Source organism: Streptomyces sp. NRRL F-5727 (assembly GCF_000719555.1).
GTDB lineage: Bacteria > Actinomycetota > Actinomycetes > Streptomycetales > Streptomycetaceae > Streptomyces.
The window spans coordinates 1-23,171 of record NZ_JOGX01000087.1 but is presented as its reverse complement, the minus strand read 5'-3'; the positions used below and the strand labels follow the sequence as shown (position 1 = coordinate 23,171).

Here is a 23,171-nt window from a genome sequence, read left to right as displayed (position 1 = left end):
GTTCGGGGCGGGGCTCGTCGGGCCCGGGGAGGGTGAGCACCAGCGCCCCGAGGACGGCGACGGCCGCGACGCCGGCGGCCCCGGCCCGGCGGCCGGGGGTCCAGTAGGGGGCGGCGTGCCCGGCGGCCGGCTCCGCCACGCCGGTCGCCTCCGGTCCGCCCCCCGGCTGCGTGACGGCGGTCGGCTCCGTCCCGCCGGTCGCCTCCGGCGCGCCCGCCGGCTGCGCCCACCCGACCGGTTCCGCCGCGAACGCCGGGGCCGTGCCGGCGTCCAGGAGGGCCCCGGCGAGGGGCGGGACCAGGCCGATGCCGACGAGCAGGCCCTCGACGGGGGCGAGTCCGCGGCGGTCGAGGCCGGCCCCGCAGGCGCGGCAGTCGCGCAGGTGGCGGGCGAGCCGCTTGCGCCACAGCGGGGACGGGCGGCCGTCCCACGGGGTGAGGGCGGCGGCCAGGTCGGGGCAGCGCGGGCGGGCGTCGAGGGCGCCGACGACGGCCCGGCCGGTCTCCAGGCGTTCCTTCATGCGCTGGACGCGGACGGCGGCGTGCGCCGGGTCGAGGCCGAGGGCCTCGGCGAGTTCGGCGCGGGTGAGTTCGCCGGCGGCCTCCAGCCACCACAGCGACAACAGTTCGCGGTCGTCCTCGTCGAGCCAGCGGGTGGCCCGGGCCACGTCGCGGCGCTGTCCGGTCAGACCGAGGCGGAGGATGGTGAGGTCGGTGAAGTCGCCGGCCGGGTCGGCGAGGCCGACGGCCCGGTCGAGGCCGGGAAGGGGCTCCTGGAGGCGTTCCCGCCAGCGGCGGCGAACCCCGTTCATGGCGATGGCGACCAGCCAGGACCGGAAGCGCGCCGGGTCCCGCAGCGCGGGCAGCCCGTCGAGGGCGCGGACCAGGGTCTCCTGGACGACGTCGTCGGTGTCGGCGTGGCCGTCCAGGGCGCGGCCGACCACGTTGTGGACGAGCGGCAGGAAGGCGCGTACCAGTGCGTCCCTGGCGTGCGGGTCGCCCGCGCGCGCCGCCTCCACCAGGGCGGTGGTGCGCTGCTCGTCGCTGTGCATGGATGGTGCTCCCTTGTCCCCGGTCCGCGTCCCCGTCCTGGTGGAGACCCGAGGGGCCGGGTAGGGATAACACTTTTGTTCGCTCGACGGTCCGGTTGCTAGCCGGTCGGGTGGGGCAGGCGTGGGACGGTCGCCCCGTGGCCCTCCCGGACGGCCTCCACGACGGCGTCGTGGAGTTCTCGGCTCTCCTCCTCCGAGGAGCAGGGGACGGGACTGCCCGACATGGTGAACCAGTCGGATGCGCCGCTGTACTGCACGGCCACGCGTGCCTCACCGTCGGCGAAGGTCGTGTGCACGGTCAGGTCGCCCGTGACGATTCCGCCCTCGACGGTCAGCACCCCACCACGCCCGGTGTAGACACCGGCGGTCGTCCAAGATGCCCAGCTCATGCCCTCCAGGGTCACACCCGGATGGCGTACGCGCCACCGACGGGACCGCCCCGGCCGGAGGGATTCCGGCCGGGGCGGTACGCGTCGGGTGCCGGATCAGGCGAGCGACGCGACGGCCTCGTTGAACGTGGCGGACGGGCGCATGACGGCCGCGGCCTTGGCCGGGTCGGGCTGGTAGTAGCCGCCGATCTCGGCCGGGGAGCCCTGGACGGCGTTCAGCTCGTCGACGATCTTCTGCTCGTTCGCCGAGAGGGTCTCGGCGAGCGGGGCGAACGCCTTGGCGAGCTCGGCGTCCTCGGTCTGCGCGGCCAGCTCCTGGGCCCAGTACAGGGACAGGTAGAAGTGGCTGCCGCGGTTGTCGATGCCGCCGAGGCGACGGGTCGGCGACTTGTCCTCGTTGAGGAAGGTGCCGGTGGCGCGGTCCAGGGTGTCCGCGAGGACCTGGGCGCGGGCGTTGCCCGTGGTGGTGGCCAGGTGCTCGAAGGAGGCGGCCAGCGCGAAGAACTCGCCGAGGGAGTCCCAGCGGAGGTAGTTCTCCTTGACGAGCTGCTGGACGTGCTTCGGGGCGGAGCCGCCGGCGCCGGTCTCGAAGAGGCCGCCGCCCGCCATCAGCGGGACGACCGACAGCATCTTGGCGCTGGTGCCCAGCTCCAGGATCGGGAAGAGGTCGGTCAGGTAGTCGCGGAGGACGTTGCCCGTGACGGAGATGGTGTCCTCGCCGCGGCGGATGCGCTCCAGGGAGAACTTGGTGGCCTCGACCGGGGACAGGATCTGGATGTCCAGGCCCTCGGTGTCGTGCTGCGGCAGGTACTGCTTGACCTTGGCGATGAGCTGCGCGTCGTGGGCGCGGTTCTCGTCCAGCCAGAAGACGGCCGGGGCGCCGGTGGCGCGGGCGCGGGTGACGGCGAGCTTGACCCAGTCCTGGATCGGGAGGTCCTTGGTCTGGCAGGCGCGGAAGATGTCGCCCTCGGCGACCTCCTGCTCCAGCACCGTGGCGCCCGAGGCGTCGACGAGGCGGACGGTGCCGGCCGCGGCGATCTCGAAGGTCTTGTCGTGGGAGCCGTACTCCTCGGCCTTCTGCGCCATCAGGCCGACGTTCGGGACGGAGCCCATGGTCGACGGGTCGAAGGCGCCGTGGGCGCGGCAGTCCTCGATGACGGCCTGGTAGACGCCGGAGTAGCTGTGGTCCGGGAGGACCGCGAGCGTGTCGGCCTCCTGGCCGTCCGGGCCCCACATGTGGCCGGAGGTGCGGATCATGGCCGGCATCGAGGCGTCGACGATGACGTCGGACGGCACGTGCAGGTTGGTGATGCCCTTGTCGGAGTCGACCATGGCGAGGGCCGGGCCCTCGGCGAGCTCGGCGTCGAAGGACGCCTTGATCTCGGCGCCGTTCGGGAGGGCGCCCAGGCCGTTGAGGACGGTGCCGAGGCCGTCGTTGGCGGAGAGGCCGGCGGCGGCGAGGTCGGCGCCGAAGGCGGCGAAGGTCTTCGGGAAGAAGGCGCGCACGACGTGGCCGAAGATGATCGGGTCGGAGACCTTCATCATGGTGGCCTTGAGGTGCACGGAGAAGAGGACGCCCTCGGCCTTGGCGCGGGCGACCTGCTCCGAGAGGAAGGTGCGCAGGGCGGCGACGCGCATCACGGAGGCGTCGACGACCTCGCCCGCGATGACCTTGAGGGGGGCGCGCAGCTCGGTCACGGTGCCGTCGGCGGCGACGTGCTCGAAGCGGAGGGTGGTGTCCTCGGCGGCGACGAAGGACTTCTCGGTGCCGGCGAAGTCGTTCTCGGCCATGGTGGCCACGTTCGTCTTGGACTCGGGGGTCCAGGCGCCCATGCGGTGCGGGTGGTTCTTGGCGTAGTTCTTGACCGAGCCGGGGGCGCGGCGGTCGGAGTTGCCCTCGCGCAGGACCGGGTTGACGGCCGAGCCCTTGATCTTGTCGTAGCGGGCGCGGACGTCCTTGTCCTGGTCCGTCTGCGGGTCGTCCGGGTAGTCCGGGAGGGCGTAGCCCTGGCCCTGGAGCTCCGCGATCGCGGCCTTCAGCTGCGGGATCGAGGCCGAGACGTTCGGCAGCTTGATGATGTTGGCCTGGGGGGTCTTGGCCAGGTCGCCGAGCTCGGCGAGGGCGTCGCCGATGCGCTGCCCCTCCTCCAGGAACTCGGGGAAGCTCGCGATGATGCGGCCCGCGAGCGAGATGTCACGCGTCTCGACCGTGACGCCGGCCGTGGAGGCATACGCCTGGATCACGGGCAGGAACGAGTACGTCGCCAGGGCCGGCGCCTCGTCGGTGTGGGTGTAGATGATGGTCGAGTCAGTCACCAGGGTGCTCCGCTCCACGTCTGCGTATGCGAGATTGCTCGACATCAAGATATCTCGTGATCGTGGTTCTCCGTAAAGGGCCCCACGAGCTCTCCTTGATCGGGGGCTCCGGAGTCCTCGATGAGGGGTCCGCCGAGCCGGTACGAGGCGGGGCCGCCGGCCAGGTCGACGTGGCGGACCAGGAGGAGCAGGGCGAGCCCGGCGGCGGCCCCGACACCGGCGGCGAGGGCCTGGCCGCAGCGGTGGGCGAGGCGGAGCTCGTCCGGGTCGTACGGGGCGGTGGCGGGCAGTCCGAGGGTGTCGCCGAGCAGCAGGAACCCGGCCGCGAGACCGCCGGCGGCGAGCAGGGCGAGCGGCAGGGTCGCCGGGAGGCCGCGCAGGGTGGTGCCGCGCCGGGTGCCGGGGCGGACCTTGCCGCGGCGGGCGAGCAGGGCGATCAGGCCGCACTGGACGGCGAGGGCGAGCAGGGCGGCGGCGATGACGTCGCCGGGGCGGTGGTCGCCGGCGGCGACGGAGTACGCGCCGAGGACGACCGCCCAGAGGGTGGCGGCGCCGACGACGAGCTCGCGGGAGCGGCGGGGGACGACCAGGGCGAGGGCGAAGGCGATCCCGAAGGCGAGGGTGGCGGTGGCGCTGGGGAAGCCGCTGGGGGCGAGCGCCCCGGCGGCGTCGGGCACCCTGGGGCGGGGCGCGTACCGCTGGAGGAGTCCGGCGACGGCGAGCGCGACGGCGACGGCCCCGGCGGCGGCGCCGGTGAGCGCGTACCGCTTGCGCAGCACGCCGAGGCCCACCAGGAGGACGCAGGCGAGGACGAGGGAGAGGGTGGCGGCCCCGGCCAGGGAGGGGTGGTCGCGGACGAAGGCGGCGACGCGGGTGTCGGCGCGCCGGCCGGTGACGGCGGCGTCGCCCCAGCGGCGGCCGGTCGCGGTGAGGACCAGACCGGCGTAGACGAGGGTGAGCAGCAGGACGGCCCCGAGGCAGGCACGCCGGGTCCGGGTGCGGACGCGGGTGCTGAAGGAGCCCGCGGCCTCGCCGGCCACGGCGGCGTACCACCAGGTGTCACCGGCCTTGGGCGGTCTCGGGGAGCCGCCTATGCGCCTGTCGTAGGAAGCCATGACCCGATTCGAACCCACGGGCGGCCGGGCCGCCTGCTGGGCTCACCCGAACGACACGAGGGGGCGCGGATTCGCTCGCCGCGGATTCGGTCGGCGCGGATTCGGTCGCGGCGGGGTCGCTCGCCGCGGGGTCACTCGTCTCGGGGGCCGAGCTGGGAGACGAGGAGCAGGACGAGGGCGGCGAGCATCGTGAGCACGGCGATCAGGCCGACGGCGGAGCCCGTGGCGGGCTCCCCGGCGAATCCGCCGGCGCTCTGGAGGCCGAAGGATCCGGCCATCAGCACCTGGGCCCAGCCGTGGAGGGCGACCCGGCGGACCCGGTGACGGAGCCGGTGCGGCACCCAGCCGGTGCGGAGGGTGGCGATGCCGCTGACGGCGAGGAGGAGCGCGAACGCCCCCGGAATGACGTACCAGTTCATGAACGGCCCCCCGGTCCCCGCCGGCCCCCTGCCGGCGGTGGCGCGATCATGCCATGACCGGGTGAACGTGCGGCTGTCGTCAGGAGGACGCGCGGACGACGAGGTCGGTGGGGAGCATCCGGCGGGGCTGGTCGTCGGGCTCGCTCGGGGAGGCGATCTCGGCCAGCAGCAGCCGGGCCATGGTGCGGCCCATCTCCTCGATGGGCTGGCGGACGCTGGTGAGCGGCGGGTCCATGAGCCGGGCGACGGCGGAGTCGTCGACGCCGACGAGGGCGACGTCCTCGGGGACCCGGCGGCCGGCCTCGCGGAGCACGGCCCGGGCGCCGGCCGCCATCACGTCGGAGGCGGCGAAGACGGCGTCCAGGTCGGGGGCGCGGTCGAGGAGCTCCCGCATGGCGCGGCGGCCGCCCTCCTCGGTGAAGTCGCCGGTGGCGACGAGGGCGTCGTCGGGGGCGAGGCCGGCCTCGGCGAGGCCCTCGCGGTAGCCGTCGAGGCGGCAGCGGGCGCCGTACATGTCGAGGGGGCCGGTGATGGTGGCGACGCGGGTGCGGCCGCGGGCGGCGAGGTGGGCGACGGCGGTGCGGCCGGCGCCGGTGTTGTCGGAGTCGACGAAGGCGACCGGCTCGTCCTCGCGGCGGCGGCCGTTGAGCACGGCGGGCAGGCCCAGGGCGCGCACCTGGTCGGGCAGCGGGTCGTCGGCGTGCACGGAGACCAGCAGCACGCCGTCGACGCGCTGGGCGGCGAGGTACTGCTCGAAGCGCTGCCGCTCCTGGTCGCTGCGGATCAGGGTGAGCAGCAACTGCTTGTCGGCGGCGGCGAGTTCGCCGCTGACGCCACGGATGATGTCGAGGAAGTACGGCTCGGCGAAGAGCCGGGCCTCGGTCTCGGGGACGACGAGGGCGACGGCGTCGGTGCGGCTGCCGGCCAGCGCGCGGGCGGCCCGGTTGGGGATGTAGCCGAGTTCGGCGACGGCCTTCTCGACGGCCGCCTTGGCCTGCTCGCTCACCTTCGGGGAGCCGTTGATGACCCGGGAGACCGTGCCGCGGCCGACACCGGCCCGGGCCGCGACCTCCTCCAGGGTGGGCCTGCCGGTCTGTCGCCCGCTCGACGCCATGTGCCGCTTCTCCCCTCGGCCCCGGGCCCGCCGCCCGTCGACCGCCCGTATGTGCGGCGAACCTATCAGGCGGGCGGCGGGGCCCGGCGGGATCGGGAGGCGGCCAAAGGGGACGGCGGCGGGCGCGAGCTCCGCCGCCGGGGCCGTCCCCCCGTCCCGCGGGTCCCCGGCCCGGCCCGGTCGGCACCCTGCGTGGCGGTCTCGTTCCAGGCGGTATCGTCGCAGGTCAGACCGGCTTTATGTGCATTTGACACTCTTTCGACGTACCGTCGTGAGGATCCCCTTGTCCCCGACGCACCGGGAGAGCGTGTGCCCCGCCCCAGGACCGACCATGCCCCGACGCCCGCAGCCGGCGGCCGCCCACGGTGGCGGACGGTCGCGATCGCCACGGGTGTCGTCGCCGTCGCGGCGGGCGGACTGTACGTGGCCGGGCTGGTGACCACCGGCGACGACATATCCGCCGGCACCCGGGTCGCCGGCGTGGACATAGGCGGCCTGAGCAAGTCCGAGGCCGCCGAGCGACTGAGGGCGCAGGCCCCCGCCGCGTGGACCGCGCCGATCCCGGTGACGGTCGGCGAGCGGACCGAGAGCGTCTCCCCGGCCGCCGCCGGGCTGTCCGTCGACGCGGAGGCCACGGCCGAGCGGGCCGCCGACCCGTCCAGGGACCCGTTCACCGTCATCGGCCGCCTCTTCTCCTCCGGCGACCGCGAGATCGAACCGGTCCTCGCCCATGACGCGGCGAAGACCGACGCGGCCGTCGCCGCGCTGGCGAAGGAGAACGACCGGGCCGTCAAGGAGGGCTCGGTCGCCTTCGAGGACGGCGAGGCCGTCGCCACCCGGTCCGTCGCCGGACAGAGGCTCGACACCGCGAAGGCCGCCGAGGCCCTGCGGGCCGCCTACCCGGCCGCCCCCGGCGCCGCCGCCGTGAGCCTGCCCGTGTCGGTGACCCAGCCGAAGCTGCCCGCCGCCGAGGTCACCCGCTTCCTCGACGCGTACGCGAAGCCCGCCGTCTCCGGCCCGGTCACGCTGACCGTCGGCGACCAGAAGCTGCGGATCTCCCCCGAGACCCTGGGCGACCACCTGACCGTGAAGAACGAGAACGGCCGGCTGACCGGCTCCCTCGACTCCGCCGCGCTGCTGCGCGACCCGGACGTGGCCCGCCCGCTGGCCGCGATGACGGGCGCGCCGGTGGAGGGCACCCTCGGGGTGCGGGACGGCAAGGTCGTCGTCGTGAAGGAGGGCAGGCCGGGCCGCGAGGTGACCGAGCGGTCGCTCGGCGCCGCCGTGGACCCGCTGCTCACCCGGACCGGGGAGGCGGCCCGTACCGCCACCGTGGCCACCAAGGTCACCCAGCCGCAGGTGAGCACCGCCACCCTCGGCTCGCTGGGCATCAAGGAGCAGATGTCCACCTTCACCGTGAACTTCCCCACCGCCCCGTACCGGACGGTGAACATCGGCCGGGCCGCCGAGCTGATCAACGGCTCGCTGGTGCAGCCGGGCGAGGTGTGGAGCTTCAACGAGACGGTGGGCGAGCGCACCGAGGAGAACGGCTTCGTCGACGGCACGATGATCCTCGACGGCCGCTACCAGGAGGCGCCCGGCGGCGGGGTGTCGGCGGTGGCGACCACCGTCTTCAACGCGGTCTTCTTCGCGGGCGTGCAGCCGGTCGAGTACGGCGCGCACTCCTTCTACATCGAGCGCTACCCGGCGGGCCGGGAGGCCACCGTCGCCTGGGGCAGCCTGGACCAGAAGTTCCGCAACGACTCGGGCAAGCCGATCTACATCGCGGCGAGCGCGACGGACTCCTCGGTGACCATCACCTTCTACGGCACCAAGAAGTACGACTCCGTGGAGGCGGTCGCCGGGCCGCGGACGAACATCACCAAGCCGGAGAAGCGCGAGGCCACCGGCGACTCGTGCGTGCCGCAGGAGCCGCTGGAGGGCTTCGACATCGCGGTCGACCGGGTCTTCGAGAACGGCGGCGAGGAGGTCAAGCGGCAGACCTTCAAGACCCACTACACCCCACGCGACGAGGTCGTCTGCAACTGACGCCGGCCGCGGCGGAACGGTGTCCTCCCCGCCGCGTGCGGGCATGCATGCCTGGGGTGCGGCCGGTCCCGGCCGCACCCGCCCCGTGGGAGGTGTGCCGTGGCGGAGACCGGTGAGGTTCCCCCCTGCGCCCGGCTGCTCGCGGCCGCGGTCCGGGACGGGGTGTGTCCAGGCGCCGTGTGGGCGGTCGGCGACGCCTCGGGCACCCGGTCGACCGGCGCGGTCGGGGTCCTCGACCCGGCCCGGCCGGAGGAGCCGGTGCGTCCGGACACCCTCTTCGACGTGGCCAGCCTCACCAAGATCCTGTCGGTGTGGGCGGTGACCGGCACCCTGGTGGACGCCGGGAAGCTGGACCTGTCGGCGCCGCTCGGCACCTTCTGGCCGGCCGCGGCCGGACGCCCGGTCGGCGCGGTCACCGCGCACCACCTCCTCACCCACACCGCCGGCATGCCGCTCCGGGCCAATCTGCGCTTCCTGTACGGCTCCGACCCGCAGGACGTGCGGGACGGGGTGCTCGCCGAGCCGCTGCGGCACCCGCCCGGCGCGGCCGTCGCGTACACCGACCGGGCGGCGCTCGTCCTCGGCTGGCTGGCCGAGCACCTGACGAGCCGGCCGCTCGCGCGCCTCGCCGAGGAGCGCGTCTGGGCGCCGCTCGCCATGCGGGAGACCCGCTGGGGCCCGCTGCCGCCCGAGGCGGCGGCCCGCTGCGCGCCCACGGAGTACGACGAGGAGACCGGCCGTCATCTGCGGGGCACGGTCCACGACTTCTCGGCCCGGCTGCTCGGCGGGGCGTGCGGGATCGCCGGCGTCTTCACCACGGCCGGCGACACGGGCCGCTTCCTGCGCGGCGTCCTCGACCCGCCCCCGGGGACCTTCTCCCCGGCCTGGACGGCGGCCTCGCTGCGGGTCGGCACCGGGAACCTCGGCCCGGCGCGCGGCCTGCTCTGGCACCCGGCGCCGGGCACCACGCCCGCCGACGACGTGTGGGCCCACTTCGGCTTCACCGGCACGGCGATGTGGGTCTCCCCCGCCCGCGGGCGCTGGGCGGTCCTCCTGACCAACCGCCTCTACGTCACCCGGGACCCGGCCCCCCTGGCCCGGATCCGCGAGGCGTTCCGCGCGTCCGCCTTCGCCTGAGCGGCGGAGCGGAGGTGTGAGCTGCAGGACATGCGTTCGGGCCCCCTTGTGGGGGCGAAGGAGCCCCGGGTTACCATATGAGCGCCGTCTAGCTCGAAAGATAAATCTTGTGACTGTCAATGATGACTCGTTCACCAGCTGGAAGAACCGTGAGGAGATCGCGGAGTCGATGATCCCGATCATCGGGAAGCTGCACCGTGAGCAGGACGTCACCGTCCTCGTTCACAGCCGCTCCCTGGTGAACAAGTCGGTCGTCAGCATCCTCAAGACGCACCGCTTCGCCCGCCAGATCGCCGGCGAGGAGCTCTCGGTCACCGAGACGCTGCCTTTCCTGCAGACGCTCACCACGCTCGACCTCGGCCCCTCGCAGATCGACATCGGCATGCTCGCCGCCGAGTACAAGGCCGACTCGCGCGGTCTGACGGTCGAGGAGTTCACCGCGGAGGCCGTCGCCGGCGCCACGGGTGCGAACAAGATCGAGCGCCGGGACGGCCGGGACGTCGTCCTCTACGGCTTCGGCCGCATCGGCCGTCTCGTCGCCCGCCTCCTCATCGAGAAGGCCGGTTCGGGCAACGGTCTGCGGCTGCGCGCCATCGTCGTGCGCGGCGGCGGCGAGGCCGACCTCGTCAAGCGCGCCTCCCTGCTGCGCCGGGACTCGATCCACGGCCAGTTCCAGGGCACGATCACCGTCGACGAGGCGAACAGCGCCATCGTCGCCAACGGCAACACGATCAAGGTCATCTACGCCAACGACCCCTCCGAGGTCGACTACACGGCGTACGGCATCGAGAACGCCATCCTGATCGACAACACCGGCAAGTGGCGCGACCGCGAGGGCCTGTCGAAGCACCTGCGTCCGGGCATCGACAAGGTCGTCCTGACCGCGCCCGGCAAGGGCGACGTGCCGAACATCGTGCACGGTGTCAACCACGACACGATCAAGCCGGACGAGCAGATCCTCTCCTGCGCCTCCTGCACCACCAACGCCATCGTCCCGCCGCTCAAGGCGATGGACGACGAGTACGGCGTGCTGCGCGGTCACGTGGAGACCGTCCACTCGTTCACGAACGACCAGAACCTGCTGGACAACTACCACAAGGCCGACCGCCGCGGCCGGTCCGCGCCGCTCAACATGGTGATCACCGAGACCGGTGCCGCCTCGGCCGTCGCGAAGGCGCTGCCGGAGCTGAAGGCCCCGATCACGGGCAGCTCGATCCGCGTCCCCGTCCCGGACGTCTCGATCGCCATCCTCAGCCTGCGCCTGGGCCGCGAGACCACCCGCGACGAGGTGCTCGAGTACCTGCGCGACGTCTCGCTGCACTCGCCGCTGAAGCGTCAGATCGACTTCACCACGGCTCCCGACGCCGTCTCGATGGACTTCGTGGGCTCGCGCCACGCGTCCATCGTCGACGCCGGCGCGACCAAGGTCGACGGCGACAACGCGATCCTGTACCTGTGGTACGACAACGAGTTCGGCTACTCCTGCCAGGTCATCCGGGTCGTCCAGCACGTCTCGGGCGTCGAGTACCCGACCTTCCCGGCCCCGGCGGTCTGATCCCCGCCCACGCGAACGGCGCGCCACACTCCCTCGTGGAGTGCGGCGCGCCGTTCGTCGTTTCCGGGGCGGTCCCGGGTCAGCGCTTGCGGACCGAGCGCAGGGCGCCGGCCGCCGGCTCGACCGGCTCGTCCCTGGCCTCGGCCCAGAGCGAGCGGACGTGGCCGAGGTGGCGCATCATGCACGCCTCGGCGCCGGCCCGGTCGCGGGCGATCATCAGGTCCAGCAGTTCGACGTGTTCCTCGGCGGACGAGACCAGCTTGCCGGCCTCGTCCAGACCGGTCAGCCCGTAGAGCCGGGACCGCTTGCGCAGGTCGCCCACGGTCTCCACCAGCCGGTCGTTTCCGGACAGCCCGAGGAGGGTGAGGTGGAACTGCCGGTCCGCCTCCAGATAGCCGATCAGGTTGTGCTCGCGGGCGTTGACGACGATCTCCTCGGCCAGCGGGCGCAGCGCCTCCAGCTGCTCGGCGGTCGCGGTGTCGGTGACCCGGCCGACCGTGGGCACCTCGATGAGCATGCGCAGCTCGGTGCACTGGTCGAGCTCGCGCTCGCTGACCTCGGTGATCCGGAAGCCCTTGTTGCGGACCGGCTCGACGAGGCCCTCGCGGGCCAGGTCCAGCATGGCCTCGCGCACCGGGGTGGCCGACACGCCGAGCTCGGCCGCGAGGCCCGGGGCCGAGTAGACGGTCCCGGGCTTCAGCTCACCGGCCGTGAGGGCCGCGCGCAGTGCGTGGCCCACCTGGTCGCGAAGCCGCTCCTGGGCCTTGATGAGACTGTGCTGCTTCAGGTCACCCACGCCGTTCCTCCGAGAATCCGCAGGCGCCCAGCGTACAATGTCACGTTGCTCAGCCGGGGGCCGCCTGGTGGACCGCGACGGCCACGGCGAGATCCTGCCAGGCCATGCCCACGCTCTTGAAGAGGCGGGGGGCCGGCCCGGGGACGGGCAGCGCCGGGCCCCGGACGAGGTCGGCGAGGGTGCCGGTGATGTGGCCGGGCCCGATCGCCCCCTCCCCCTCGGGGATCAGCAGGTCACCGGCCTCCCGCAGGGCCGCCGACCGCGCCTCGACCCAGACCTCGGAGCGGCGGACCAGGGCGGTGTCGGTCTCGCGGGCGTCCGGCTCGTGCGAGCCGACGGCGACGACCACCGCTCCGGACGCCACCCGCCGCCCGTCGAAGAGGGGGGTCCGGGCGGTGGTGCAGCAGACCACCAGGTCCGCCTCCGCCACCTCGGCGGCGGTGCCGGGGCGGGCCTCGGGGACGCCGATGCCCCGGGCGTACGCGGCGAGCCCCTCGGCCCGCCCGGGGTCGCGGGCGACCACGGTGACGGAGGCGAGCTTCCGCACCGCGAGGAGCGCGTCGACGTGCCCGTACGCCTGCGGTCCCGAACCGAACACCACCGCCCGCAACGGCCGCTCCCCCGGAGTGAGGTGACGGACCGCCAGGGCGGAGACGGCGGGGGTGCGCAGTGCGGTGAGGGCGGCGCCGTCGAGCAGGGCGCGGGGCCGGAGGGTGGCCCCGTCGAGGAGGAGGTAGCTGCCGGTGATCCGGGGCAGTCCGAGGGCGGCGTTGCCGGGCGCCACCCCGGCGATCTTCACTCCGGCCCAGCGGCCGGCCGCGGCCGGCATGAGCAGCAGCTCGCCGGCCGGGACGGGGACGGCGGAGCGGGGCGGGCAGGTCTCGGGGTCGAGCCCGTCCCGCAGGACCGCGGCGAGGGCCTCGACGGCGGCGGCCGGGGCGAGCGCCCGGGTGACGGCGCCGCCGTCGAGGTACGGGAGCGCGGTCACAGGAGGAACCCCGCGCCGAGGGTGTCGTCCGGGTCGAGCGTGAAGTGCGCCTCGCCGGTGCGGTGGGCGGTGCCGGTGACCTCGGTGACGAGGCCGCCGTCCGGGTCGGCGCCGGGGACGGCGCGGCCGGTGAAGACCGTGCCGGCGATCGACTCGTGGGTGAGCACCTGGCCCTCCTTCAGGCGGCCCTCGTCGGCGAGGAGGGCGAGCCGGGTGGAGGTGCCGGAGCCGCACGGGGAGCGGTCGATCTGGCCGTCGGCGAAGACGGTGACGTTCCGCTGGCGCGGCCCTTCCGGGGTGTCGGGCAGGTCCTCGTACAGGATGACGCCGTAGACGCCGGAGAGCAGCGGCCCGTCGGGGTGCCAGGTGGCGGGGTGGCCGGCGAGCGCGGTGCGGATCTCCCGCCCCACCCGGGTGAGCGCGGGCAGGGACGCCTTGTCCACGGTGAGGCCGAGCTCGCGGGCGGGGACGGAGGCGTAGCAGGCGCCGGCGTGGGCGAGGTCGACCTCGACGATGCCGAGGCCGGTGGCGACGGGCACCTTGCGGGCGGTGATCCGGGCGGGCACGTTGCGGAAGGTGACGCCGGTGGTGCGGCCGCCGGACCGGTGGACGGTGGCGGTGACCCGGCCGGACGGCACGTCGATGCGGACGGGCACGTCCCGGTCGCCGTCGCCGGCCGGGACGCGGCCGGTGTCGACGGCCCAGGCGGCGAGGGCGATGGTGCCGTGGCCGCAGGCGGTGGAGAAGCCGTCCTTGTGCCAGAAGAGGACGCCGAGGTGGGCGCCGTCGTCGTCGGGCGGGACGACGAACCCGCCGTACATGCCGGCGTGGCCGCGCGGTTCCTGGACGAGGAGGCGGCGCAGCGCGTCCAGGGGGCCGGGGCGGGGGGCGGTGCCGGAGCCGCCGGGGCCGACGGCGGTGGCGCACCGCTCGGCGACGGTGTCGCCGGGAGCGGGCGGCAGGCCGTCGGCGACGATCCGGAAGGGTTCGCCGGCGGTGTGGTAGTCGGTGACGCGGACGCCGTCCGCGGGGAGGACGGTCACAGCAGGAATCCGGCGGGGAAGGGGTCGGTGGGGTCGAGGAAGTACTGGGCGGTGCCGGTGATCCAGGCTCGTCCGGTGACGGTGGGGACGACGGCGGGCCGGCCGCCGACGGTGGTCTCGGCGACCAGCCGGCCGGTGAACTCGGTGCCGATGAAGGACTCGTTGACGAAGTCGGTGTCCAGGGCGAGCTGTCCGCGGGCGTGCAGCTGGGCCATCCGGGCGCTGGTGCCGGTGCCGCACGGGGAGCGGTCGAACCAGCCGGGGTGGATGGCCATGGCGTGCCGGGAACGACGGGCGTCGGAGCCGGGAGCGGCGAGGTAGACGTGCTTGACGCCGGCGACGGCCGGGTCCTCGGGGTGGACGGGCCGGTCGTCGCCCGCGTTGACGGCGTCCATGATCGCCAGTCCGGCGGTGATCAGTTCCTGCTTGTGGGCGCGGTCGAAGGGGAGGCCGAGGGCGTCGAGTTCGACGAAGGCGTAGAAGTTGCCGCCGTAGGCGAGGTCGTAGGTGACGGTGCCGTACCCGGGGACCTCGGTCTTCAGGTCGAGGCCGACGCTGAAGGCGGGGACGTTGGTGAGGGTGACGGAGCGGGCGGCGCCGTCCTCGACGCGGACGTCGGCGGAGACGAGTCCGGCCGGGGTGTCGAGGCGGACGGTGGTGACCGGTTCGGTGACCGGGACCATGCCGGTCTCGACGAGGACGGTGGCGACGCCGATGGTGCCGTGGCCGCACATCGGGAGCAGTCCGGAGACCTCGACGAAGAGGACTCCGTAGTCGGCGTCGGGGCGGGTCGCGGGCTGGAGGATCGCGCCGCTCATGGCGGCGTGGCCGCGCGGCTCGTACATGAGCAGGGTGCGCAGGGAGTCGCGGTGCTCGATGAAGTGGAGGCGCTTCTCGGCCATGGTGGCGCCGGGGATCACCCCCACTCCGCCGGTGATCACCCGGGTGGGCATGCCCTCGGTGTGGGAGTCCACCGCGTGGTAGACGTGTCGGGTGCGCATGGGCTGTCTTCCCCCTGGGATCAGCGGAGTCCTTCGGCGAGGACCTTCTCGGTGGCGGCGCGGACGGCGGTCTCGGCGGTGCCGGTGAGCGGCAGGCGCGGCGGGCGGGTGGGGCCGCCGGGCCGGCCGGCGAGGTCCATGGAGAGCTTGATGGCCTGGACGAACTCGGTCTTGGAGTCCCAGCGGTAGAGGGGGTGCAGCGCCTTGTAGAGCGGCAGCGCGGTGGCGAGGTCGCCGGCGACGGCGGCCCGGTAGAGGGTGGCGGCGGACTCGGGCAGGGCGTTGGGGTAGCCGGCGATCCAGCCGACGGCGCCGGCGAGGGCCAGTTCCAGGAGGACGTCGTCGGCGCCGATGAGGAGGTCGAGTCCGGGGGCGAGTTCGGCGATCTCGTAGGCGCGGCGGACGTCGCCGCTGAACTCCTTGACGGCGACGATGTTCCCGTCGGCGTGGAGGCGGGCGAGGAGGGCGGGGGTGAGGTCGACCTTGGTGTCGATGGGGTTGTTGTAGGCGACGATCGGCAGCCCGGCCCTGGCGACCTCGGCGTAGTGGGCGCGGACCGCCTCCTCGTCGGCGCGGTAGGCGTTGGGCGGCAGCAGGAGGACGGAGCCGGCGCCGGCCTCGGCGGCCTGTTCGGCCCAGCGGCGGGACTCGGCGGAGCCGTAGGCGGCGACGCCGGGCATGACGCGGGCGCCGTCGCCGGCGGCCTCGACGGCGGTGCGGACGACCGCGGCGCGCTCGGCGTCGGTGAGCGTCTGGTACTCGCCGAGCGAGCCGTTGGGGACGACGCCGTCGCAGCCGTTGTCGATGAGCCAGCGGACGTGGGCGGCGTAGGCGTCGAGGTCGACGGAGAGGTCCTCGCGCAGCGGCAGGGTGGTGGCGACCATGATGCCGTGCCAGGGGCGGGTGCGGGTGTCGGTCATCGTGACGTACTCCTTTGTAGTGTGTGACATTTTACTAAGGGGTGTACGGCGGCCACAAGAGCGCGGCCACCACGGAAAAGGGCTAGTCGGCGGGGAGCTCGGCGAGCTGCCCGAGACGTACGGGGCAGGCCAGCGGGCGCCGGTCGGGAGCCGGTCCGCCGCCGGCCAGCGCGGCCACGGCCGGACCGCACATCCGGCCCTGGCACCAGCCCATGCCGGCCCGGGTCAGCAGCTTGACCGTGCGCGCGTCGGTGGCGCCCAGCTCCTCCACCGCCTCGCGGACGCGGCCCGCGGGCACCTCCTCGCAGCGGCAGACGGCGGTCTCCTCGCGGAGCCAGCCGGTCCAGCCGGCGCCGGGCCGGTGGGCGGCGCCCATGGCGTCGGCGAAGGCCCGCAGCCGGGCGCGGCGCCGGGCGAGGGCGGCCGGGACGGCCCGTCCGGCGATCGCATGGGCCGCGATCTCGCCCTCGGTGAGGGCCAGTTGGGCGCCTCCGACACCGCCGGTCTCGCCCGCGGCCCACACGCCCGGCACCGAGGTGCGCAGGCCGGGGGTGAGGACGAGGGCAACGGTGCCGTCGGCGGCGGTGCGGGTGGCGCAGCCGAGGGCGGTGGCGAGGGAGAGTTCGGGGACCAGGCCGTGGCCGACGGCGAGCGCGTCGCAGGGGATGCGGCGGGCGGTGCCGGGCACGGGCCGCCAGTCGCGGTCGAGCCGGGCGACGGTCACCGCCTCGACCCGGTCGGTGCCGTGCGCCTCGACGACGGCGTGCCGGAGCAGCGGGCGGACCTGGTGGCGGAGCAGCGCGCCTCCGTAGCGGGCGCCTTCGGCGAGCTTGGCCGGGTTGCGCAGCAGGGTGCCGGTGTGGCGGGCGTACGGCCCGTATCCGGCGGCCTCGACGACGGCGGGGACGCGGGCGCCGGCGGCGGCCAGCGAGGCGGCGACGGCGAGCAGCAGCGGCCCGCTGCCCGCGACCACCACCCGGCGTCCCGGCAGCACGAGCCCGCTCTTGAGCATGGCCTGGGCTCCCCCGGCGCCGACGACGCCGGGCAGCGTCCAGCCGGGGAAGGGCAGCTGGCGCTCGTACGCCCCGGTGGCGAGCAGCACGGCGCGGGCGCGGACGGGCCGCCCGGCCTCCTCGTCGGTGCGGGAGTGGACGGTCCAGTCGGCGCCGGCCCCGGTGACGCTCCACACCTGATGCTCCGCCAGATACCGGATGCGGCCCGCCCGTTCGTACGCGCGCAGTTCGGCCTCGCGGCCGGCGAAGGCGGCCCAGTCGTGGTGCAGGGCCTGGGGCCGGACGGCGCCGAGGGCCGGCTCGGGGTGGCGGTAGTACTGGCCGCCGGGGCGGGCGCCCGCGTCGAGCAGGGTGACGCTGCGGCCGAGCGCGGCGGCGGTGACGGCGGCGGCGAGCCCGGCGGGCCCGGCGCCGACGATCGCGAGGTCGGCGGGCGCGGTGGGGTCAGACGGCGAGGTCGTCATGGCCGGTTCCCTCCTGGCTGGTGACGAGGCCGCCGGGGCGGGCCGGGACGAGGCAGGCGCGGCGGTTGGGGGTGCCGTCGACGGTGACGAGACAGTCGAAGCACTGGCCGATGCCGCAGAAGGCGCCGCGCGGCTCGCCGGCGCCCCGGGTGGTGCGCCAGGCGAGGACGCCCGCGCCCCAGAGGGCGGCGGCGACGGTCTGGCCCGTGGCGGCCGGGATCTCCCGTCCGTCGAAGCGGAAGGTGAAGGTCTCCTGCGGCGCGCCTCCGACGAGGTCGCGCGGGGTGCGGCGGCTCAACTCTGCTGCTCCTGCGGGGGGATCGGGTCGGCGGGGCCGAAGTCTCGCTCGGGACGGAACGGCGCCGGGTCGAGCGGGGGCGCGGCGCCGGTGAGGGCGGCGGCGACGAGGAGGCCGGTGGCGGGGGCGAGGCCGATGCCCGCCCCCTCGTGGCCGCAGGCGTGGTGGAGGCCGGGGACGCGCGGGTCGGCCCCGATCGCCGGGAGGTGGTCCGGGAGGTAGGGGCGGAAGCCGTGGTAGGCGCGGAGCACCTGTACGTCGGCGAGGACCGGGAAGAGGGCGGCGGCCTGGGCGGCGAGCCGGCGCAGCGCCTCGGTGGAGAGCGTACGGTCGAAGCCGACGCGCTCGCGGGTGGCGCCGATGAGGACGGGCCCGCCGGGGGTGCCCTCGACGACGGCGGAGGACTGGAGGGCGGCGGAGCCGCTGGCCACGTCGGCGATGTAGTCGGCGGCGTAGACCTTGTGGCGGACGATCCGCGGCAGGGGTTCGGTGACGAGGACGAAGCCGCGGCGGGGCAGCACGGGCAGGTGGACGCCGGCGAGCCGGGCGGCCTCGCCGCCCCAGGTGCCGGCGGCGTTGACGACGGCGGGGGCGAGGAGTTCGCGGCGGGCGGTGCGCACCCCGCGGACGGCTCCGGCCGGGTCGCGGAGGATCGCCGTGACCTCCTCGCCGAGGTGGAGCGCGGCGCCGGAGGCGGCGAGCAGCCGGGCGGCGGCCTGGGCGGGCTGGACCTGGGCGTCCTGCGGGTAGTGGAAGCCGCCGGCGAGGCCGGGGGCGAGATGGGGTTCGAGGTCGGCGAGCCGGTCGGCGGGGATCTCGGCGGCGTCGACGCCGGCGGCCCGCTGGCCCTCCGCGAAGGTGCGGAGGGCCTTGAGGGCGGGCTCGTCGGGCGCCACGACGAGCCCGCCCTTGGGCTCGTACTCGGTCTCCGGCGGGAGTGTCGCGGAGAGTTCGCGCCAGAGTCTCGTGGACAGCAGCGCGAGGTCGAGCTCGGGGCCCGCCTCCTTGTCGGAGACGAGCAGGTTGCCTTCCCCGGCGCCGGTGGTACCGCCCGCGACGGGACCGCGGTCGACCACGGCGACGGTGAGTCCGGAGCGGGTGGCGTAGTAGGCGCAGGCGGCGCCGACGACGCCGGCTCCGATGATCACGACGTCCGGGGAGTGTCTCTTGGGCACGACAGTAATATGTCACATTCTTCTGGCGGTGCCCAGGGCCTTCCGGCACCTGGGCACGGTGGATGTGCGGTCAGCTGCGCAGCGGGCCTTCGCAGCGGAAGTCCGACGTGCCCGCGACCCGGTTGGACCAGATGTCGATCGGGCCGAAGCTGCAGTTCATGTCGGCCAGGTTGTTCAGCGCCTCGCCCGCGCGGTCGAGGATGAAGTAGTCGACCGTCTCGGACATGTCCTTGAAGTTCTGGTCGTCGCTGTTCGCGTTCGCCAGGTTCGCGGTGATCCGGCCGGTGCAGACGAAGCGGCGCTTGCCGGGCTCGCCGTTCTCGACGCAGTCCGGGGTGTTGTACGTGGCGTTGGCGAAGGCCGCCTTCACCCCGGCGACGGTCGAGTACGTGAGCTGCGCGTTGGGGACGTAGGCGGTGTTCGGCACGAACAGCTCGTCGACCTTGGCGATCTGCGCGTCGAGGAAGCGGTCGTACGCCTGCTGGAGTCCGGCGTCGGAGCTGAGCCGCTCGCGCCAGGCGTCGTAGCCGGCGACGTCGTCGGCGCGCAGGCGGGTGTACATCTCGCGGATCAGCGAGGGGCGCTCGGTCCACAGGAACTCGAAGAAGGTGCCCGCGTAGTTGTAGAAGCGGAAGCCGTCGCCGTCGTAGGTGGCGTGCAGGATCTGCCGGAGGTTCATGCGGGGACCGCCGCCGGCGGTGTCGTTGATGATGCCGCGGACCAGGGACTTGCGGACGGCGATGCCGTCGTCGCGGGTGGCGCCGTCGAAGAACTCGGCGGTGCCCTCGTCCATGAAGGTGGTGCGGTCGCCCTGGTACCAGGGGCCCTGGCCGAAGAAGCCGGGGACGGCGAAACGGCCGTTGAGGTAGTGGGTGTACTCGTGGCGGAACAGCTCTTCGAGGGTGAGCGAGGAGTCCTGCGGGACGCGGCGCTGGTAGGTGTAGAAGGTGGCGCCGTTCTCGATGTAGATGCCGCCGTTGTTCGTGTCGTACCCGGTGAGGATCGGGTGGTAGTTCTCGTAGTCGGCCCGCGAGCCGTACAGGACGATGTTCAGGGTGGTGTTGGGGTCGCCGGCCAGCGGCTGCTCGCTGCCGACCACCCGGTGGAACTGCGCCTTGACCTGCTTGCTCGCGTAGTAGAGCTGGTCGACGGTGGCGCGGTCGAGGCCGGTGCGGACCTTGAGGGCGGCGCCGGTCCCGGTGTCGTAGGTGTAGGTGTACGGGAAGATCCGGGCCTCGATGTCGGCCTTGCAGACGCGGTACGGGGCGCAGGCGTCGTAGAAGTTCAGCCAGGAGACGATCTTGGCCCAGGGCTGGCTGCCGGAGCCCCAGGCGGACTCGACGGGGCCGATCAGCGCGCCGAGGTCGGCGACGATCCCGTTCCGCAGGCCGGCGACCTCACCGAAGCGGCCGTACTCGCTCAGCGCGTCGCGGACGACCCAGGCGTTGGCGGTGCCCTTGAGGTGGGTGTATCCGGCGAACGCCTTGAAGACGGCGCGGTAGGCCGGGTCGGCGGCGACGGCGGCGTGGAAGGCGGCGTCCTGGTTGCCGGAGTAGATGCCCAGGTAGTTGACGGAGAGCGCGGCGAGCGCGGCCCCGGCCCAGGTCGGGTCCTGGTTCGTGGCGGTGTGCGCCGGGTCCATGGTGGCGAGCACCTTGGTGATGAGGCCGAGCTGGTGCTGGCGCAGACCGGGGGCGCTGCCGATGTAGAGGGCCTCGCGGAGGGTGCGGGCGTTGGACGCGGTGACGTCGAAGGTGCGGGCGGCGGAGCCGAAGGCGGCGATGGCGCGCCGGACGGCGTCGACGGTCGGGGCGTCCGTGATGTCGATCTCGGAGCGCGAGAAGTCGTGGTAGGCGACCGCGTGCAGATAGGTGAACATCTCCTCCAGGTGGGAGGAGTTGCGGCCGTCGTGGGCGGCGGCCAGGCCGGATATGCGCTGGGCGACGGCCTGCACGTGGGCGTCGGACATGACCCGGGCGAGCCGCGCGTCCCAGGTCCAGATGAGGCCGCTCAGACAGCCGTCGGCGGTGACGGCGGGGTCGGCGAGGAAGTCGGCGAAGGCGGCCGGGGAGAGCCCGGTGATGCCGTCGAGGGTGCACGGGACACCGGCGACGAGGGTGGTGGCGGCGGGGGCGTCCTGCCGCTCGGCCGTGGCCTCGGGGCTCTTCTCGGCCCGGCCGGGGACGCGGGCCCGGGTGTCGCCGGTGCCGCCGGGGGCGGGGGCCGGGGCGGGCTTGGCCGTCCGGGCGTTGGCGAATCGTTCCACCTCGTCGAAGGGGTTCGGCTCGGCGGCGGGCGCGAAGGCGCCGGGCAGGGCGGCGCCGGCGGCGCGCGGCGCGGGTGCCTCGGCGGCCACGGTCGCGGCCTGGCCGGCGGAGGCCACCAGGGTCACCGCGATCGCGGTGGCGAGGAGGGAGGAGCGCACGACGCTGTGCTGGGACACGAGGTCTCCTGAAGAGGGTGGGGATGAGGGGGGTTGCGCGGCCGATCAGAGGAGCCTGAACGCGAGTTGACGGAGAGACGACCGTCCGCCGCACGAGCTGTAACATAGTAATGTGAAATTGCACTGACAACCCCTGTGCACGGGTCAGTTGCGAGGACCGGGCGTCCGCCTCCGCGAGGGAACGGGGGGAGGCGGACGCCCGGCCCTGCTCATCCGGGACCGAACCCCCAGGTCAGCACGGGGAGTTCGGTACGGCTCCGAGGCCGGGCGCCGTCGGCCTCAGCCCCTTCGCCGCACCCGCGGCCCGCTCCCGCGCCACCGCCGCGAGCGCCGCGTCGCCGATCGCGTCGGCCAGCCGGGCCCGGCCCAGCCAGTTGTACGGGCTGTCCGGACGCAGCCCGTCCCGCTCGCTCAGCAGCAGCCGCGCCCGGTCGTGGTCCCCGGCGGCCAGCGCCGACTCCAGCAGCGTCCGCTGCACGGCGTCACGCTGGGCGTGGCTGCCCCCGAACACCTGGATCCGGCGCCGCACCGGCCACAACAGCTCGACCACGGCCGCGTGGTCGCCCCTCCCGTGCGCCAGCAGCGCCTCGCAGACGGGAAGGCCGATCTCGGCCGTCATGGCGTGGTTGGCGAGGGTCCGCCGGTCCTCGCCGCCCTCGGCCAGCCACCGCCGGCGGTCGGCCACCAGCGCCTCCGCCTCCGCGATCCGGCCCGCTCCGACGTAGGCCATCACCGCGTGGGCGTCGTTGAAGGCGTAGAACGGCGGATCGGCCCGCGCGGCCCACGCGTCGGCGAGCCGCGCCCAGCGCGCCGGCTCCTCCCGGCCTGCGAGCCGCAGCCGCCACAACAGCGCGGCGGCGTCGAGCAGTTCCATCGCGAGGCCCGCCGACTCCGCCGGGTGGACGGCGGCGTCGTAGACGCGCAGCGCGGTCTCCTCGGCGCCCGCCTCCAGGCAGTACAGGGCGTAGTGCCACCAGTTGTGCACGGTCAGGTAGTTGCCGCGGGCCCAGTCGTCCGCGCGCGCGTCGAGGAAGGCGACGCCCTCGGCGATCCGGCCCTGCATCTCGTAGGTGTGGGTGACGGCGTGCACGGCCCACACGTCCCTCGGCTGCCGCTCGACCGCCGCGAGTCCGTTCTCCTCCGCGCGCCGGTAGTGCCCGGACTCCTCCAGACCGAAGGCGTACATGCCGAGCAGCGGCCCCCAGGGCTCGTCCGCCCTCCCCCACGCCGACAGGGCCCCGCCGATCCGGTCCCGCAGCCGGACGGCGTCCCCGGTGAGGAAGTCCAGCTGGTGCCCGGCGAAGAGCGCGAGCACGTCCCTCGGGTACGCGAGGGACAGCTCCTCCAGGAGGTCGCCCGCACCGTGCAGGTCGCCCGCGAGACAGGCCGCCGCGGCCGCCAGGTGGAGCCGCTCGCGCGCGGGCAGAGCGCTCGTGTCGCGGCCGGCGAGATAGCGCCCGAAGCGCGTGCGGGCCGCCGCGGCGGCGGTGTGTTCGGTGCCCAGCACCCCCAGGTAGACGGCGAACGCCTGGGCGTCGGGCGACTCGGGGCTCGCCGCGAGCGCGTCCTCGACGGCCGCGGAGACCTCGGGCCGGAAGAAGAGCAGGGCCTCGACGGCCCGGTCCAGATGGTCCGCCCCCTCGGGTGTGCAGGCGTGCAGGGTGGTGCCGTGACGGTCGGTCGCCAATGCGGTTCCTCACCTCGGTTCCTCGGATACTGCGCCGGGTACGGGCCCGGCCGGACGGGGCCGGGCCCGTACCCGGCGGCACCGGGAGCGTGCCCCGGCCGGTCCCGCCGCACTCCGCCCGCGCCTCCGCGCGCCCCGTCCGGGTGCGGGACCGCCCGGGGGCGGCCGGAGGGGGCGGCCGGGGGGGCGGCCGTGCGT

The 23,171-nt window shown here is 74.5% G+C and carries 19 protein-coding genes; 3 read left to right on the top strand and 16 right to left on the bottom strand.

All coding sequences use genetic code 11. The features are described from left to right. The 6 genes from IF73_RS0134365 to IF73_RS0134340 form a co-directional block, all read right to left on the bottom strand. Positions 1–1,051 (bottom strand): RNA polymerase sigma factor (locus IF73_RS0134365; protein WP_037881425.1); only part of this gene is annotated, 1,051 nt, incomplete at its 3' end. Between the two features lie 98 nt (positions 1,052–1,149). Beyond that, positions 1,150–1,440 carry a hypothetical protein gene (locus IF73_RS0134360; RefSeq protein ID WP_031014781.1) on the bottom strand — a complete coding sequence of 97 codons (291 nt, stop codon included), beginning with the start codon at positions 1,438–1,440 and terminating at the stop codon, positions 1,150–1,152. A 96-nt stretch (positions 1,441–1,536) separates the two neighbouring features. After that, on the bottom strand, positions 1,537–3,756 hold the full coding sequence (locus IF73_RS0134355) for an NADP-dependent isocitrate dehydrogenase (protein ID WP_031014778.1): 2,220 nt from the start codon (positions 3,754–3,756) through the stop codon (positions 1,537–1,539). 44 nt (positions 3,757–3,800) lie between these two features. Beyond that, complete coding sequence (locus tag IF73_RS0134350; protein ID WP_031014776.1) at positions 3,801–4,871, bottom strand: phosphatase PAP2 family protein; 1,071 nt, start codon at positions 4,869–4,871, stop codon at positions 3,801–3,803. A 131-nt stretch (positions 4,872–5,002) separates the two neighbouring features. Then, entirely contained in the window at positions 5,003–5,290 is a 288-nt protein-coding gene (locus IF73_RS0134345) for a hypothetical protein (RefSeq protein WP_031014774.1), read from the bottom strand. A 79-nt stretch (positions 5,291–5,369) separates the two neighbouring features. After that, positions 5,370–6,404 (bottom strand): LacI family DNA-binding transcriptional regulator, encoded by a 1,035-nt coding sequence (locus IF73_RS0134340; protein WP_031014771.1) that lies wholly within the window; start codon positions 6,402–6,404, stop codon positions 5,370–5,372. Positions 6,405–6,713: 309 nt separating this feature from the next. Here IF73_RS0134340 and IF73_RS0134335 point away from each other — a divergent pair, with 309 nt between their 5' ends. The 3 genes from IF73_RS0134335 to IF73_RS0134325 all read left to right on the top strand — a co-directional run bounded on the left by IF73_RS0134335 (position 6,714) and on the right by IF73_RS0134325 (position 11,145). Further along, complete coding sequence (locus tag IF73_RS0134335) at positions 6,714–8,453, top strand: VanW family protein (protein WP_078868410.1); 1,740 nt, start codon at positions 6,714–6,716, stop codon at positions 8,451–8,453. 99 nt (positions 8,454–8,552) lie between these two features. Further along, positions 8,553–9,590 carry a serine hydrolase domain-containing protein gene (locus IF73_RS0134330; RefSeq protein ID WP_031014767.1) on the top strand — a complete coding sequence of 346 codons (1,038 nt, stop codon included), beginning with the start codon at positions 8,553–8,555 and terminating at the stop codon, positions 9,588–9,590. A gap of 109 nt (positions 9,591–9,699) precedes the next feature. Next, on the top strand, positions 9,700–11,145 hold the full coding sequence (locus IF73_RS0134325) for a glyceraldehyde-3-phosphate dehydrogenase (protein WP_031014764.1): 1,446 nt from the start codon (positions 9,700–9,702) through the stop codon (positions 11,143–11,145). Between the two features lie 79 nt (positions 11,146–11,224). On the opposite strand, the gene IF73_RS0134320 is transcribed toward IF73_RS0134325, so the two are convergent. From IF73_RS0134320 to IF73_RS0134275, 10 genes are all read right to left on the bottom strand, one after another. Beyond that, on the bottom strand, positions 11,225–11,941 hold the full coding sequence (locus IF73_RS0134320) for a GntR family transcriptional regulator (protein ID WP_037881423.1): 717 nt from the start codon (positions 11,939–11,941) through the stop codon (positions 11,225–11,227). 49 nt (positions 11,942–11,990) lie between these two features. Then, complete coding sequence (locus IF73_RS0134315; RefSeq protein WP_031014758.1) at positions 11,991–12,929, bottom strand: ornithine cyclodeaminase family protein; 939 nt, start codon at positions 12,927–12,929, stop codon at positions 11,991–11,993. Next, on the bottom strand, positions 12,926–13,981 hold the full coding sequence (locus IF73_RS0134310) for a proline racemase family protein (RefSeq protein ID WP_234338429.1): 1,056 nt from the start codon (positions 13,979–13,981) through the stop codon (positions 12,926–12,928). The genes IF73_RS0134315 and IF73_RS0134310 overlap by 4 nt, the downstream gene beginning before the upstream one ends. Further along, positions 13,969–14,973 (bottom strand): proline racemase family protein, encoded by a 1,005-nt coding sequence (locus tag IF73_RS0134305; RefSeq protein ID WP_031014754.1) that lies wholly within the window; start codon positions 14,971–14,973, stop codon positions 13,969–13,971. Before IF73_RS0134305 ends, IF73_RS0134310 begins: the two co-directional genes overlap by 13 nt. Positions 14,974–14,993: 20 nt before the next feature. After that, the gene (locus tag IF73_RS0134300) at positions 14,994–15,893 is read right to left on the bottom strand and encodes a dihydrodipicolinate synthase family protein (protein WP_031014752.1); all 900 of its coding nucleotides are present in this window, start codon (positions 15,891–15,893) and stop codon (positions 14,994–14,996) included. 82 nt (positions 15,894–15,975) lie between these two features. Continuing rightward, positions 15,976–17,370 (bottom strand): NAD(P)/FAD-dependent oxidoreductase, encoded by a 1,395-nt coding sequence (locus IF73_RS0134295; RefSeq protein WP_031014750.1) that lies wholly within the window; start codon positions 17,368–17,370, stop codon positions 15,976–15,978. Then, a complete protein-coding gene (locus tag IF73_RS0134290; RefSeq protein WP_031014748.1) occupies positions 17,351–17,668 on the bottom strand; it encodes a (2Fe-2S)-binding protein in 318 nt (105 codons plus the stop codon). The genes IF73_RS0134295 and IF73_RS0134290 overlap by 20 nt, the downstream gene beginning before the upstream one ends. After that, positions 17,665–18,843: an NAD(P)/FAD-dependent oxidoreductase gene (locus tag IF73_RS0134285; RefSeq protein ID WP_031014747.1), complete on the bottom strand. Its 1,179-nt coding sequence runs from the start codon at positions 18,841–18,843 to the stop codon at positions 17,665–17,667. The genes IF73_RS0134290 and IF73_RS0134285 overlap by 4 nt, the downstream gene beginning before the upstream one ends. 70 nt (positions 18,844–18,913) lie before the next feature. After that, positions 18,914–21,286 carry a collagenase gene (locus IF73_RS0134280; protein WP_031014745.1) on the bottom strand — a complete coding sequence of 791 codons (2,373 nt, stop codon included), beginning with the start codon at positions 21,284–21,286 and terminating at the stop codon, positions 18,914–18,916. 232 nt (positions 21,287–21,518) lie between these two features. Then, the gene (locus IF73_RS0134275; protein ID WP_051717606.1) at positions 21,519–22,973 is read right to left on the bottom strand and encodes a tetratricopeptide repeat protein; all 1,455 of its coding nucleotides are present in this window, start codon (positions 22,971–22,973) and stop codon (positions 21,519–21,521) included. Positions 22,974–23,171: the final 198 nt, after the last annotated feature.

What these genes read in the sequence shown, in the direction of transcription:
- IF73_RS0134360 (WP_031014781.1), bottom strand. Translation starts at nt 1,440, where the DNA reads ATGAGCTGGGCATCTTGGACGACCGCCGGTGTCTACACCGGGCGTGGT.
- IF73_RS0134350 (WP_031014776.1), bottom strand. Translation starts at nt 4,871, where the DNA reads ATGGCTTCCTACGACAGGCGCATAGGCGGCTCCCCGAGACCGCCCAAG.
- IF73_RS0134345 (WP_031014774.1), bottom strand. Translation starts at nt 5,290, where the DNA reads ATGAACTGGTACGTCATTCCGGGGGCGTTCGCGCTCCTCCTCGCCGTC.
- IF73_RS0134340 (WP_031014771.1), bottom strand. Translation starts at nt 6,404, where the DNA reads ATGGCGTCGAGCGGGCGACAGACCGGCAGGCCCACCCTGGAGGAGGTC.
- IF73_RS0134305 (WP_031014754.1), bottom strand. Translation starts at nt 14,973, where the DNA reads ATGCGCACCCGACACGTCTACCACGCGGTGGACTCCCACACCGAGGGC.
- IF73_RS0134300 (WP_031014752.1), bottom strand. Translation starts at nt 15,893, where the DNA reads ATGACCGACACCCGCACCCGCCCCTGGCACGGCATCATGGTCGCCACC.
- IF73_RS0134295 (WP_031014750.1), bottom strand. Translation starts at nt 17,370, where the DNA reads ATGACGACCTCGCCGTCTGACCCCACCGCGCCCGCCGACCTCGCGATC.